The sequence below is a fragment of the Hyphomonas sp. genome (genome assembly GCF_016125515.1).
GTDB lineage: Bacteria > Pseudomonadota > Alphaproteobacteria > Caulobacterales > Hyphomonadaceae > Hyphomonas.
In genome coordinates this window covers 150,968-164,389 of the sequence record NZ_WGLO01000011.1, presented here as the reverse complement: position 1 = coordinate 164,389, position 13,422 = coordinate 150,968, and the positions used below count along the sequence as shown (strand labels likewise).

Annotated in this window: 14 protein-coding genes; all 14 read left to right on the top strand. The window is 64.4% G+C overall.

The annotated features are described in order from the left end of the window. The first annotated feature begins 149 nt into the window (after window positions 1-149). Window positions 150-656 carry a GNAT family N-acetyltransferase gene (locus tag GC148_RS11070; RefSeq protein WP_366063697.1) on the top strand — a complete coding sequence of 169 codons (507 nt, stop codon included), beginning with the start codon at window positions 150-152 and terminating at the stop codon, window positions 654-656. 4 nt (window positions 657-660) lie between these two features. Then, window positions 661-1,539, top strand: coding sequence for an S-methyl-5'-thioadenosine phosphorylase (locus tag GC148_RS11065; protein WP_291070812.1), 879 nt, complete (start codon window positions 661-663; stop codon window positions 1,537-1,539). Between the two features lie 71 nt (window positions 1,540-1,610). Then, a complete protein-coding gene (locus tag GC148_RS11060; protein ID WP_291070811.1) occupies window positions 1,611-2,549 on the top strand; it encodes a hypothetical protein in 939 nt (312 codons plus the stop codon). 81 nt (window positions 2,550-2,630) lie between these two features. Further along, a complete protein-coding gene (locus tag GC148_RS11055) occupies window positions 2,631-3,092 on the top strand; it encodes a nuclear transport factor 2 family protein (protein WP_291070810.1) in 462 nt (153 codons plus the stop codon). 75 nt (window positions 3,093-3,167) lie between these two features. Next, on the top strand, window positions 3,168-4,109 hold the full coding sequence (locus tag GC148_RS11050; protein WP_291070809.1) for an ion transporter: 942 nt from the start codon (window positions 3,168-3,170) through the stop codon (window positions 4,107-4,109). A 121-nt stretch (window positions 4,110-4,230) separates the two neighbouring features. Next, the gene (locus tag GC148_RS11045; RefSeq protein WP_291070808.1) at window positions 4,231-4,938 is read left to right on the top strand and encodes a TerB family tellurite resistance protein; all 708 of its coding nucleotides are present in this window, start codon (window positions 4,231-4,233) and stop codon (window positions 4,936-4,938) included. An 89-nt stretch (window positions 4,939-5,027) separates the two neighbouring features. Continuing rightward, entirely contained in the window at window positions 5,028-5,306 is a 279-nt protein-coding gene (locus tag GC148_RS11040; protein ID WP_291070807.1) for a hypothetical protein, read from the top strand. 73 nt (window positions 5,307-5,379) lie between these two features. Then, a complete protein-coding gene (gene idi / locus GC148_RS11035; protein ID WP_291070806.1) occupies window positions 5,380-5,928 on the top strand; it encodes an isopentenyl-diphosphate Delta-isomerase in 549 nt (182 codons plus the stop codon). A gap of 75 nt (window positions 5,929-6,003) precedes the next feature. Further along, window positions 6,004-6,558 (top strand): cytochrome c family protein, encoded by a 555-nt coding sequence (locus GC148_RS11030; protein WP_291070805.1) that lies wholly within the window; start codon window positions 6,004-6,006, stop codon window positions 6,556-6,558. 197 nt (window positions 6,559-6,755) lie between these two features. Beyond that, window positions 6,756-7,709 carry a magnesium chelatase ATPase subunit I gene (bchI, locus tag GC148_RS11025; RefSeq protein WP_366063695.1) on the top strand — a complete coding sequence of 318 codons (954 nt, stop codon included), beginning with the start codon at window positions 6,756-6,758 and terminating at the stop codon, window positions 7,707-7,709. Then, window positions 7,706-9,508, top strand: coding sequence for a magnesium chelatase subunit D (locus GC148_RS11020; RefSeq protein ID WP_291070803.1), 1,803 nt, complete (start codon window positions 7,706-7,708; stop codon window positions 9,506-9,508). The genes bchI and GC148_RS11020 overlap by 4 nt, the downstream gene beginning before the upstream one ends. Then, window positions 9,505-10,404: an alpha/beta fold hydrolase BchO gene (gene bchO, locus GC148_RS11015; protein WP_291070802.1), complete on the top strand. Its 900-nt coding sequence runs from the start codon at window positions 9,505-9,507 to the stop codon at window positions 10,402-10,404. Before GC148_RS11020 ends, bchO begins: the two co-directional genes overlap by 4 nt. 103 nt (window positions 10,405-10,507) lie before the next feature. Beyond that, entirely contained in the window at window positions 10,508-11,821 is a 1,314-nt protein-coding gene (locus GC148_RS11010) for a DUF3422 domain-containing protein (RefSeq protein ID WP_291070801.1), read from the top strand. Window positions 11,822-11,843: 22 nt separating this feature from the next. Continuing rightward, window positions 11,844-13,379: a phytoene desaturase gene (locus GC148_RS11005; protein ID WP_291070800.1), complete on the top strand. Its 1,536-nt coding sequence runs from the start codon at window positions 11,844-11,846 to the stop codon at window positions 13,377-13,379. Window positions 13,380-13,422: the final 43 nt, after the last annotated feature.

Sequence of the window (13,422 nt, the reverse complement as noted above, 5' to 3'; positions counted from 1 at the left end):
GCCGGACAATCTCGGCTCGACTATGCGGTGTGGTGCGGGCATTCTCGTGGATGTCCATTCGGTGTCCTTTCCTGGAGTTGAAGTCTCGCAACCTCAATCTCCTCGGTCAGGCCCGAATGGACAACCTATTGAAAGATCACAACTAGGCTCTGGCCGAAAGCCTGAAGACCGACACAGCCATCCGCAGGGCAAGCCCGGCGGATGGCTTTCTCGTTGAGGCCCTGACGCGCCGGATCTGGACCGGGCGTATCTCGCCGGAGTCCACCGTCTTCCGGGAAACGGCGCAGAGCGTTGCCGCGCAGATCGCCAAAGGCGGCGGCGCGGTGCTGATACGCGGCGGCTTGCCCATCGGGTCCGGCCGCTGGGTGCCGGTGCCCGGGCCGGGCAGGGCAGGGCGCTGGATGGAAGTCAAACGTATCGGCGTATTGCCCGAGTTTCAGAAGCAGGGCTTCGGCGCCGTCATCCTGGCCACGCTCGAAGCGCAAGGCCGCGAGACCGGCGCCGTGGGGGCGCAGCTCGCCGTGCGTGCCGACCAGCCACGCCTGGTCGATTTCTATGCGGCGCTTGGATATTCCGGTGCCGATGACGTGGAATTGACCACACACAATCCGCTTTCCCTGCCACCGTTCGGCATGCGCAAGATTTTCAAGGACTGATCCCATGACCCAATGGACCCTCGGCATCATCGGTGGCTCGGGCCTCTATGCCATCGACGGACTGGAAAACCGCCGCGAAGAGCGGATCGAGACCGCCTGGGGCGCACCCTCCGACACGTTGGTGCGGGGACGGATCGGTGCGGTCGAACTCGTCTTCCTGCCCCGCCACGGACAGGGCCACCGCCTGACGCCAACAGACGTGCCCTATCGCGCCAACATCGCCGCGCTCAAGGCGGCCGGCGTGACGGATGTGCTGTCGATCTCCGCCTGCGGATCCTTGCAGGAACAGTACGTGCCGGGCGACTTCGTGGCCGTCGACCAGTTCATCGACCGCACCTTTGCGCGCGAGAAGACATTTTTCGGCGCCGGCATGGTGGCGCATGTCTCGATGGCCCAGCCGGTGTGCAGCCGTCTGTCGGCGCTGGCGGCCGATGCGGTCGCCGCTGAAGGCGGCACGGTGCACCGGGGCGGTACCTATCTCGCCATGGAGGGCCCGCAATTCTCCTCGTTCGCGGAATCGAAGCTCTATCGCCAGTGGGGCTGCGATGTGATCGGCATGACCAACATGCCCGAGGCCAAGCTCGCCCGGGAGGCGGAGCTGCCCTATGCCACGCTGGCGATGGTCACCGACTATGATTGCTGGCGCGCCGAAACCGAGGCGGTGACGGTCACCAACGTGCTGGAGATCATGCACCAGAACAGCGCACTCGCCCGCCGCGCGATCGTGCGCCTGGCACACACCCTGAACGCGACGGCGCGGACCCCGTCACCCCAAGGAATTGAATCCTGTCTGGATTTCGCCCTGATCACCGCCCGGGAGGCGCGCGATCCTGTCGTGTTGGACAGGTTGCGGGTGATTGCGGGCCGCGCACTCGGCGGTTAAGACTTGTCCGGACGCGTTGCTGAACTGGCGCGCACCTTGCTTGCTACGGCAGAGCCGTGGGGGATCTCAGAATGAGCGAAGCAGACTTCTATACGTTCTTCACAGGCGGCCTTGGCCTCCTGGTTGCGCTGATGACGCTGGTGGCCTGGCACCTCTGGCGGATGCGCGAGGACGCGCGCGCTGGCCGCCTTTCGGCGTTGGACGGCATCAGCCATGAAATGCGCATCAACCTGCACAGGATGGTCAGCGAGCTGTCGCAGGTCGCCGCCAATCCGGCGGTCGGCCCGGACGTGCTGCTGCCGATCCGGCATCCCCAGCTCGACGGCGTCAACAGCGCCATGATCAATGCTAACCGCAACGGCATTGCCGTGATCGGCGTGACCTATCAGGAGCTGGAGGCGCGCAAGCTGTCGCTGCGGGCCCAGCTGGCCCAGGGCAATGCGCCGGGCGCCGTGCTGGATGATGCGATGGACGCCGCCATCAATGGCGTGGCCGCGCTGTATTTCTGGGAAGTCCACAAGGGCGCCCTGCCGGACGAGATCGGCCGCGTGCGCAGCTGGGACGTCCGCGACTGGATGAAAGGGCATGGGTTCAAGGCTGAGGCTTTCCCCGGCATGCACCTGCGCGACGAAGTCGTCGAACGCCTTCGGATGTATGGCCTTCAGCTGACGCCGAAGCCGCTGACCCACACGGCGTGGGAATATTACAACATGCACTATGACCGGCACGCCGACGAGAACGGTCCGCTTGGCCGGCGCCGTCAGCGCCCGGCCGAAGAGCCTGCCGAGGACGAAGGTGCCGACGACGAGGTCCGCGAGGAGAAAAAGCGTGGCGGCCTGTTCGGGTTCGGCAAGAAGGCGGACGCCGTTGAAGCGTCTGAATCTGACGATGTGCCGGCCATTGAACCGGAACCTGAAGTGCTGACGGGCGATCTGGTCGACGAGACCGAGGCCGAGGTGCTCGATCTCGGGCCGGAAGCGGTCGGCGAGAACGACAAGCCCGCCGGCTGATCGTTTGGTTCAGCCCTGCAGCTTGCGCGCGCGGCTGACTCAAGGTTTGTCTACCGGCCTGAGCCCGTAGGAGAAATTTGCATGGTCCGATCCTTCCTTGCCGGCGTTGCCCTGATGTTGATGGCCGCCTGCGCCACCGCGCCGGCCGCGCTGACACCCGAGAACCAGGCCGCTGAAGCTGCCGCAATCACCGCGCTTCTCGACGCGCAGGATGCGGCCTGGAATGCCGGCGACATTGATGGCTTCATGAAGGGCTACTGGCGCTCGCCGCATCTTCGCTTTGCCTCAGGCGGCAATGTCACGCGCGGCTTCGACCAGACGCTGCAGCGCTACAAGATCACCTATGCGTCCCGCGAGCTGATGGGCACGCTGCACACGACCGACAATGAGGTGGTGGTGTTGTCGCCGGACGCGGCCGTGGTCCACGGACGCTGGCGCCTTGAGCGCGGCGGCGACGCGCCATCCGGCCTCTACACATTGATCTTCCGCAAGATCGGCGGGGAGTGGCTGATCGTGTCCGACACGACAACGTCGGCCGACTAGCGCGGCCGGCGGGCCGCACGAGGCGGGCAGGGCAGCGCCCTCCCGCGACGGGTACAAACTGAGGGGACTGTTTCAATGCCGCGCGCTACGCTGGATCTGAACACCAGCACTTCTGAAGTCGAAAAATTCCTCGAGCGACCGATCATGCGCACGACGATCACCACGCTGATCATCGCGAATGCGCTTGTGCTCGGCATCCTCACGTATCGCGCCTCGTTTACGCCCGGTGTCGTGTCGCTGCTGGAATTCCTCGACAATGCGATCACCTGGTTCTTCGTCGCCGAAATCGCGCTGAAGCTTTATGTGTACCGCTGGCAGTTTTTCCGGGATGGCTGGAACGTCTTTGACTTCAGCGTGATCGCCATCTCGCTCGTCCCGGGCGCGTCCGCCTTCACCGTGCTGCGCGCGCTCCGTGTGCTGAGGGTGCTGCGGCTGTTGCGCTTCGTGCCGATGATGAAACGCATCACCGAGGCGCTGCTGAAATCCATCCCCGGCATGGGCGCGATCCTCGCGGTCATCATCCTCGTCATCTATGTCGGCGCCGTCATGGCCACCAACATGTATGGCAATACGGTCAATGCCGAGGTGCATGACATGTTCGGCGCCCTGCCGGATTCGGCGCTCACCCTGTTCCAGCTGATGACCATGGACGGCTGGTCGGAAATCCTCGGCGCCGTCACCGATGACGGGCATCCCTATGCCTGGATTTTCTTCATCGTCTTCATCTTCGTGGGCAGTTTCGCCATCCTGAACCTGTTCATCGCGCTGGTTGTGGAAGCGCTCACCAATGAGCAGAAGGCCGCGCTTGATGAGCAGATGATGTCCCTGGAAGCGGCCCTTGAGGACCGTATGAGCGAGGCTCACTCGTCGAGTGAATCGATCGAAGACGCGCTGGAACAGGTCGAGGAAGAACTCGAGGAGGCCGAGACGGGGCGGGTGGAGATCATGAAACTGCTGGTCGAGATGCGCGCTGAAATCCAGTCCCTGAAGGTCATGATCGCGGAACGGCCGCGCTGACCGCGCCGGAACGGGCCCAATGCCCGGGTTGATCCGCCCCTTCCTGCGTGAGCCCTGCTTCACGCGCGTGTGAGAATCCGGTCCTGTCCAAAGGGCCGCTTTGCCTGCTATAGTTGCCAAAATGAGCCTGTGGACCACTCTCCTGAACAGTGGCCGGCGCCTGTTCGACAGCGGCCCTGAGCCAGACATCGACAGTGCCGGGGCGGACGGCTGCGCGCCCGATCCCAACGATGTGGGCTTCACCGCCGCCGTGGTTGGCCTCGGCGCCAAGATGGCCGCGGCCGACGGCACGGTCAGCGACAGCGAGATCATGACCTTCTCGCGCGTCTTCCGTGCGCCGCCGGAAGAAGCCGACAATGTGCGCCGCGTCTTTGCGCTCGCCCGCCAGACGGTGCGGGGCTACGAGGCCTATGCCCGCCGTATCGGCAAGCGTTACCATGACCGGCCCTGCCTGCTGGAAGGCGTGCTCGACGGCCTGTTCCAGATCGCGGGCGCCGACGGCGTCGTGACCGATGCCGAGATGGACTACCTGCAGAACGTATCGGACGCGTTTGGCTTCGACCGCGCCACGTTCCGCCGGATCCGCGCAAGCCATCTGGGGCCGGAGCGCGACGATCCCTACCATATCCTCGGTGTCGCCCATGATGCCGAGTTCACCGATATCCGCTCCGCCTACCGGCAGCTGATGTCCGATCACCACCCCGACCGGATCGTCCAGATGGGCGCGCCGCGGGAGTTCGAGGACGCCGCGCACGCCAAGGCGGCGGCGATCACGGCGGCCTATGCCCGGATCCGGGCCGAGCGCGGCTTGCTGGTGCGACAGGATTGATCAGCCGCAAATCGTGATCTGATTGTGCAGGTCGCCGCGTTGACGGACCGCCATGATGCCGCCATCTTGATCACTCATCGAGAGGCCTCATGGAACAGACACTTCCGCCGTCCCGCACTTTCAGCCTTCTAGCGTCGCTGCGCGCAGGGTTTGGCTTCTTCGTCCAGGTGATGATCGGCGCAGTCCTGATCTTCGTCGCCAGTCTCGTGGCCATGATGACCGCCTTTGCCGGCCTGATGCTGGCGGCCGCGGCCCTGATGCTGCGCTATCTGGCCATGCGCCAGACGGCCCGGACGCCGATGGCGGTGAATGACGGCCCGGTCACCCTGCAGGCCAGGCGCACGCCGCGCGGCTGGACGGTCGAGTAATCACCCACCCTTGTACGACCCGGTTTGACCCGCCTGCCGGGCAGCCCTAACTCTTGCGCTGGAGGGCTGCAGCGTGAGCGACGAATTCGAGCAGGTCATTCTTGTCGATGAAGCCGACCAGCGGATGGGCGACGGCGACAAGTGGCGCATCCACCGCGAAGGGCTGCTGCACCGGGCGTTCTCGATCTTCGTGTTCAACGATGCCGGCGAATGCCTGATCCAGCAGCGCGCGGCGGGAAAGTACCACTCGGCCGGCAAATGGGCGAACAGTTGCTGCGGCCACCCGCGCCCGGGGGAGGCGACCGCCGAGGCGGCGTCCCGGCGTCTTCACGAAGAGGTTGGCCTAAGCCCGGCGCTGACCTTCGGGTTTAAGAGCCGCTACATCGCCTACCTCGACAATGACATGGTCGAGAACGAGATCCCGCACCTCTATTTCGGGCGCACGTCTTCGGCGCCGGTGCTCAATCCGCATGAAGTGCAGGCGGCGCGCTGGGTTTCGCTGGACGATCTGGCTTTGGATATCCGGGAAGAACCGGATGTTTATGCCGCGTGGCTTCGCCACTACGTCGAACAGCATGTGGAAGACCTAGCCGCATGGCGTGACAGGATTTCGCTGGATTAATTTGCGGGTCTCTTCCCTTGGCGCGAGGGTCAATCGGCCTATAGTCGGTAAGATAATACCCGTTGGAGGAACAATATGCGTTTTGACACCAAGCGTCTTTCACTCGCGATGGCCTCCGGTCTCGCGCTTGTCCTCGCGGCCTGCGGAGGGTCCGAGACGTCCACGCCGGCACCTGCGCCGGCAGCTGAACCTGCCGCTGAAACCCCGGTCGAAGCGGCGCCGGAAGCTACTCCGGAAGCCGCTCCGGCTGAAATGCCTGCCGAGACCCCAGCGCCCACCGAGGCGGCCGCACCTGCTGACGGCGCAACAGGCTATGCCGCCTACACGGGCGATGCTGCAAAAGGCAAGCGCGTGTTCGCCCAATGCATGACCTGCCACTCGGTGCAGGAAGGCAAGAACAATGTCGGGCCTTCGCTCTACCAGATTGTCGGCCGTCACACCGGCTCGATCGAGGGCTTCAAGTACTCGGACGCCAACAAGAACAAGGACATCGTCTGGACCGAAGAGAACCTCTTCACCTACCTTGAAAAGCCTCAGGCATTCATTCCGGGAACGATCATGGCCTTCCCCGGCCTGCGCAATCCACAGGACCGAGCCGACGTGATTGCCTATCTCAAAGACCCGAGCTGACCCGGCGCGCCGTCGCGGCGAGCCCTCGGACGACCAAGAAAGCCGCCAGTGGATTCCCACTGGCGGCTTTTCTTATGGCCAATGTTGACATAGGCTGGTGTCAACTTCGGTAGACTCTTGCTGGACAGGACGCTTCTTTGGCCATTTTTCCCTTCGTCGCGATCGTCGGCCAGGAGTCGCTCAAGGACGCGCTGCTCATGTCCGCGGTGGAGCCCGCGATCGGCGGTGTGCTTGCACTGGGCGACCGGGGAACGGGCAAATCGACCGCGATTCGTGCTCTGGCGGCCTTGCTTCCGGAAATCGAGGTTACCAGGGGCTGCCCCTATCATTGCGCGCCGGACGCGCCGGCGGCGCTTTGCACCATTTGCGCCCAGAAAGCGCCGCGGGCCCGCGAAAGGATCGGTGCGCCGGTCGTCGATCTGCCACTGGGCGCGACTGAAGACAGGGTCGTGGGGGCGCTCGATCTGGAGCGCGCGCTGGCCAATGGCGAGAAACGCTTCGAGCCGGGGCTTCTCGCCCGCGCGCATCGAGGCTTCCTGTACATCGACGAAGTGAACCTGCTCGACGACCATCTGGTGGATCTTCTGCTGGACGTCGCCGCCTCGGGCGAAAATGTCGTGGAGCGCGAAGGCCTGTCGGTGCGCCATCCCGCACGGTTCGTGCTGGTTGGCAGCGGAAACCCGGAAGAGGGGGACCTGCGTCCCCAACTGCTCGACCGGTTCGGGCTTTGTGTGGACGTGCGCACGTCGCACGACCTTGCCGAGCGCATGGAAATTGTCCGGCGGCGGGATGCATTCGAGCGCGACCCCGCGGCGTTCCTGAAGGATTGGGCGCGCAAGACGACGGCTCTGCGCAAGAAGGTTGTCGAGGCGCGCGCGTGTATCGGGGATGTAACCCTGCCAGACGCCGTGCTGGAGAAAGCGGTCGAGCTGTGCATGACACTTGGCGCGGACGGGTTGCGCGGTGAGCTGACCTTGATGCGTGCTGCCCGGGCGCGCGCAGCACTTTCCGGCGAGATGTTGGTTTCAATGGAAACGCTGAAATCCGTGGCGCCGCTGGCGCTGCGCCACCGGCTGCGCAAGGATCCGCTCGACGATTCCGATGCGGGGGTGCGTGTCGAACGGGCCGTCTCGGAGGTGTTCGTCTCGTGAACTCCGCCGCGCCGCCGCCTCCGGACCGGCAGGCCAGCCGGGAAGCTTTCGAACGGATGGACGCGGCGCGCTGGGGACAGGCCGATCTTGCCGCCGCCCTGCTCGCCCTGATGCCGGAGCGGCTCAAAGGCGCCGTGTTCGATGGTGCGGCGCCGGAACTCGCAGGCCTTCTGCAGGACCGTCTGATTGGCTATCTGCCCGGGAACGCGCGCTTGCACCGGATGCCGGTCTCAATCACCGACGACCGGATGATGGGGGGGCTGGATCTTGCGGCAACTCTGGCGACCGGCCGACCGGTGGCCGAGACGGGTCTGCTTGTGCGCGCACATAAAGGCGTTCTGATCGTTCCGATGGCGGAGCGCTTGCCCGGGCGCGCGGCGGCTCAGCTTGCGCGCGTGATTGACACGGGCGAATGTGAGACCGAGCGGGACGGCCTGTCGCTGCGGGCGGGCGCCCGGTTTGTCACCCTCGCATTTGCCGATCCTGACGAGCCCGGCGAACTTTTGCCTTCAGGCCTTGGCGACCGGTTGGCCTTCGGACTGTCGCTGCATGGCGTTTCGCCGGCACGGATCCGCGAAGAAACGTTGACGCCTGAACTGGTTGCAGCGGCCCGGATACGTCTTCCAGACGTTCAAGTGCCGGACGAACTTGTTGAAGCCTTGATCGAGAGTGCGCTTCGTCTTGGGATTCGCTCGATGCGGGCGCCGGCGTTTTGTCTTGCTGCAGCCCGCGGCATCGCGGCGCTTGCCGGTCGTGAGACCATGTCGGATGCCGACGCGGCACTGGCCTGTGAATTGGTCTTTGCCAGCCGGGCCCAGATCCGGCTTGAGGCTGCCCCGCCCCCCGCTCCAGAGCCTCCGGAAGCCAGCGACGAAGGCAACGACGAGAGGCAACGGCCGCAGCCAGAACCTGACGATCTCACCGAGCTGATGGTCGATGCCGTGCGGGTGCGCGTCTCGCTCGACCGGGACGCCCGAGCGCGAAGGATTCGAGTCCGCACCCGGCAGGAAGTGCCCACCGGCAAATCCGGTGACATGGTCGATTCGCGCCGGCATGGAAGCCGTATTGGCGCCCGCGCGGGAGATCCGCGCCGAGACGGCCGGTTGGATCTGCTCGCCACACTGCGGACGGCCGCGCCCTGGCAGCGCATCCGGGAAGCTCCCGCCGGCGGCGCGATCATCTCCGTCCGCGCGAGCGATTTCCGTGTGAAGCGCTTCCGCCATCGCAGCGAAGCGGTGGTGATATTCGTCGTCGATGCGTCGGGCTCTTCGGCGATGAACCGGCTCGCAGAAGCCAAGGGCGCCATCGAGCTCTTGCTCAGCGGCTGCTATGCACGCCGGGAGTCTGTGGCGCTGATTGCGTTCCGCAAGGAAGGCGCCGACCTGTTGCTGCCGCCGACACGGTCGCTGACGCGGGTCAAACGCTCGCTGTCGCGCTTGCCGGGTGGCGGCGGAACGCCTCTGGCTGCAGGGATTGCGGCAGCGGCCCAGCTGGCGAAGATCGAACGGCGGAAACGCAAGGCGCCGCACGTCGTGTTCCTGTCAGACGGTCAAGGCAATATCGCACTTGACGGAACGCCGGGCCGTGAACGCGCGGCCGAAGACGCCCGCGACATGGCGCGCCGCCTGAGGGCCCTGGAGGAGCCCGTTCTCTTCTTCGACATTTCGAAGCGGCCAAGTCCGCAAGCCGAATTGATCAGTACAGAGATGGGGGCGATCTACCGGCCTTTGCCGGTTGCCGATGCGGCCCGGGTTTCACAGTCCGTACGCAATCTGTTGCTGGATCAGGCGCGGACATGACACGGGCGCTCGATTGGCAGACCGATGGCAAGGACTGGCCGAGCCGGGCTTGCAGCCGGTTTGTCGAGGCCGGAGGTTACCGATGGCACGTGCAACGCGCAGGGAAGGGGCCGGGCGTTCTTTTGCTGCACGGCACGGGCGCGTCCACCCATTCCTGGAAGGGACTGTTCCCGCTGCTCGCGCGGTCGTTCGATGTGCTGGCCATGGATCTGCCGGGGCATGGGTTTACGGCGCGCCTCGGCCGGTCGGAGGTTTCGCTTCCCGGCATGGTCCGGGCGCTTCGCGCGCTCCTGGACGCGCAGCAGTTCCGGCCGGGCACAGTGATTGGACATTCGGCCGGCGCGGCGATTGCGGTCGCCATGGCTCCGTTGCTGAACCCTCCGCCGCATCACGTCATCGCAATCAACGGCGCTTTGAAACCTTTCGGTGGTCCGGCCGCGCTGGTCGCGCCGTTCATGGCCAAGGCGCTTGCACTCAATCCGCTTGTGCCGCCCGCGCTGGCACGGAGCGCCCGGGATCCGGCACGGGTGGCGCGCCTGATCGAAGGAACGGGATCGTCTCCGGGGCCGGACTATCTCGAATTCTATGGGCGGCTGTTTTCCAATGCCGGCCATGTGGCGGGCACATTGTCGATGATGGCGAACTGGAACGTGGCGGATATCCTGCCGCCCTTCGAACGGGCGGGTCTGCCGCTTCATCAGATCATTGGTTCTTGTGACCGTGCGGTGCCGCCATCCGTGGCAGATGAAACAGCGCGCCGGATCCGGGGCGTGACAACGCAGACATTGAACGGGCTGGGCCATCTCGCACACGAGGAAGACGCAGCGCAGGTGGCCGAGGCGATCCTGAGCCTCCTGACGGAGACCGATCTGCCCGTCCGGCGGGTGGGCGGATGAAAAAACGTGACGAAACGCCTGCGCGCGCCATCTCAACCTCATCGCGCTTGCCTGGGCGAAACCCGGGCAGGCGCGTCGCACGCGGCGAGGGGAGTGGCCAAGCATGATGAAATTGCCGGAGAACCACGACCAGCGGTACGTCCTCAGCAATGAGGTTCATGCGCGTCCGCCCGAGCCACTCGAAGGCGCTGTAAAGCTCTCCTGCATCGCGTTGACCACCAACTGGCCCTATGCCGATGCGGACCGTGAGATCGTCGCCGCCATTACCCGCCGGTATGGCGCAACGCCGCCCGGGCCGGGCGTCAAGCACTACAGTGTGGACCTCAAGGATTTTCGCTTGATCTGGGAGCGTCACACGGAATTTACGCGGTACACGTTCATCGTGAATGCAAAACAGGGGGCCGCGCCATTCTCGGCGACCGCCATCGAAGCGGCGCCCGCAGATTGGGTGGCCTCGCTGCCGGGCGAGCTGATCGTTGCGACCCATGCGGCGCTGGTCCCGGCCTCGGACGATACCCCTTTGTCTCACGGTGAACTGTCGGCGCAGCATTTCAGTGGCAACGCCTTGATCGGCGCCGCCATCGCTGGCGGCGCCGCGACCTGCGTAACCGACTTCCGTTTGCACGCGGACGGGTTTTCGCGCTTCCTGGTGCTGAATCGCTCCATGACCTCATGGCATGCGGGCCGCATTGTCCAGCGCCTGCTTGAGATCGAGACCTATCGCATCATGGCCTTGCTGGCCTTGCCGGTGGCCCAGAATCTGGCGCCAGAGCTGACATCGTGGGAATCTGAATTGTCCGGCGTGGTGACGGAGATGACCGCCTCCGGCGCCGACGATGAAGCGCGCCTTCTCGACAGGCTGACCGCCCTTCAGGCGGCGATCGAGAAGAGCCATACAGAAACCCAATTCCGGTTTGGTGCCGCCGCCGCCTACTATGCGCTGGTGCAGCGCCGGATTTTGGAGCTGCGCGAGGACCGGCTTTCGGACATGCAAATGTTCAGCGAATTTACCGAGCGCCGGCTCGCGCCTGCCATGGACACGTGCCAGTCCGCCTCGCGCCGGCAAGCGGCGCTGTCGGAGCGTGTGGACCGCGCAGCGCAGTTGCTCTCGGCGAAAGTCGACAAGGCGCTGCAGATCCAGAACCGGCAGATTCTGGAAAGCATGAACAAGCGCGCCGAGCTTCAGCTGCGCCTGCAGCAAACGGTTGAGGGTCTCTCCGTTGCGGCCGTGACCTATTACATTGTTGGCGTCGTTGGCTATTTCGCGGGCGGGCTTGCGGGGATCGGCATTCATATCGATCCGAAGTTTGCGATGGGCCTTGCCGCGCCGCTGGCCCTGGCACTCGCGATCGCCGGGGTCTGGCATACGCGCCACCAGCTTGAAAAGCGCGAAAAAGCGCAAGCGCCGGAACCATGAATTTCAGGAAGGATTCTACGCAATGGACGGAATCATCGGGCCGCGCCTAAGCCTCGTTGACGCGCCACACGCCGTGGTGATCGGGTCCGGTTTCGGTGGACTTGCCGCCGCCGTCCGGCTTGGCGCCAAAGGCTACAGGGTGACCGTCGTTGAGAAACTCCATGCGCCCGGCGGCCGGGCCTACACTTGGCACCAGGACGGCTTCACGTTTGATGCTGGCCCGACGATCCTAACGGCGCCGCACCTGTTTGATGAACTTTGGGACCTCTGCGACCGCCAGCTTTCGGACGAGATCTCGATCAGATCGATTGATCCATTCTACCGGATCCGATTCGATGATGGCACGGTGTTCGAGGCGCATGCGGATGACAACAAGACGAGGGCGGAGATCGCAAAGTTTGCGCCCGAGGATGTCGCCGGTTTCGACCGGTTCCAGAAGGCGAGCCGGGCGATTTTCGAAGCGGCCTATACGAAACTTGCCGACGAGCCGTTCCATGAGCTCTCGACCTTGCTGAAAGCGGCACCCGACATGCTTCGGCTGGGTGGGGTCAGATCCGTTTATGCTAAAGTCTCAGATTATTTCACGAACGAGAAACTGCGCATTGCCTTCTCGTTTCATCCGCTTTTCATCGGGGGCGACCCGTTCGCCGCGACCTCCTATTATTGTCTGATCTCACACCTGGAGCGGGTCTGGGGCGTGCATTACGCTATCGGAGGAACTGGAGCTCTGGTTCGAGGTCTTGCAGACTTGATCGAGAGCCAGGGCAACCAGCTGCGCTGCAACACGGAAGTCGATGAAATACTGACGGAAAGCGGACGCGCGACCGGCGTTCGCCTCAAGTCGGGCGAAGTGATCGCTTGCGACCTTGTCGTGTCAAACGCTGAAATCGGCTGGACCTATTCACAGCTCTTGCGGAATACGAAGCGCCGCGTCTGGACCGACGCGAGAGTTGCGCGCGCCGATTATTCTATGAGCCTGTTTGTTTGGTACTTCGGAACCCGCCGCCAGTACCTCGACTGCTATCACCATACGATTGTGCTCGGCCCGCGTTATCGGGGCCTTTTGAAGGACATCTTCCGCAAGAAGGTTCTGGCCGAGGACTTCAGTCTTTACCTGCATCGCCCGACGGCCAATGATCCTTCTCTGGCGCCTGAGGGTTGCGATACATTCTATGTGCTCGCTCCGGTGCCGCATCTTGATTCCGGCACGGACTGGGAAAACATGGCGGCGCCGTTTCGCGACCGGATTGCGCAACGGCTCGAGGAGACCGTGCTGCCCGGCTTGCGGCAGGAGGTCGTCAGCGAGCGGATCATGACGCCGCTGGACTTCCAGCAACGTCTTCTGTCGACCAAGGGTGCCGCGTTCGGCCTTGAACCGAAACTTCTTCAGAGTGCCTGGTTCCGTCCGCACAATATAAGCGCCGACGTGGAGGGCCTCTACCTGGTTGGCGCCGGCACCCATCCTGGTGCGGGCGTGCCGAGCGTTCTGTCATCGGCGAAGGTGGTCGACAAGCTGATCCCCGAGGCGGCCTTGTGGAGTAGGAAGGCGAGCGTCTGACGAGGCGCCCTGCTGATAGCTCGCGCTTCACTGCCGGCCCGGG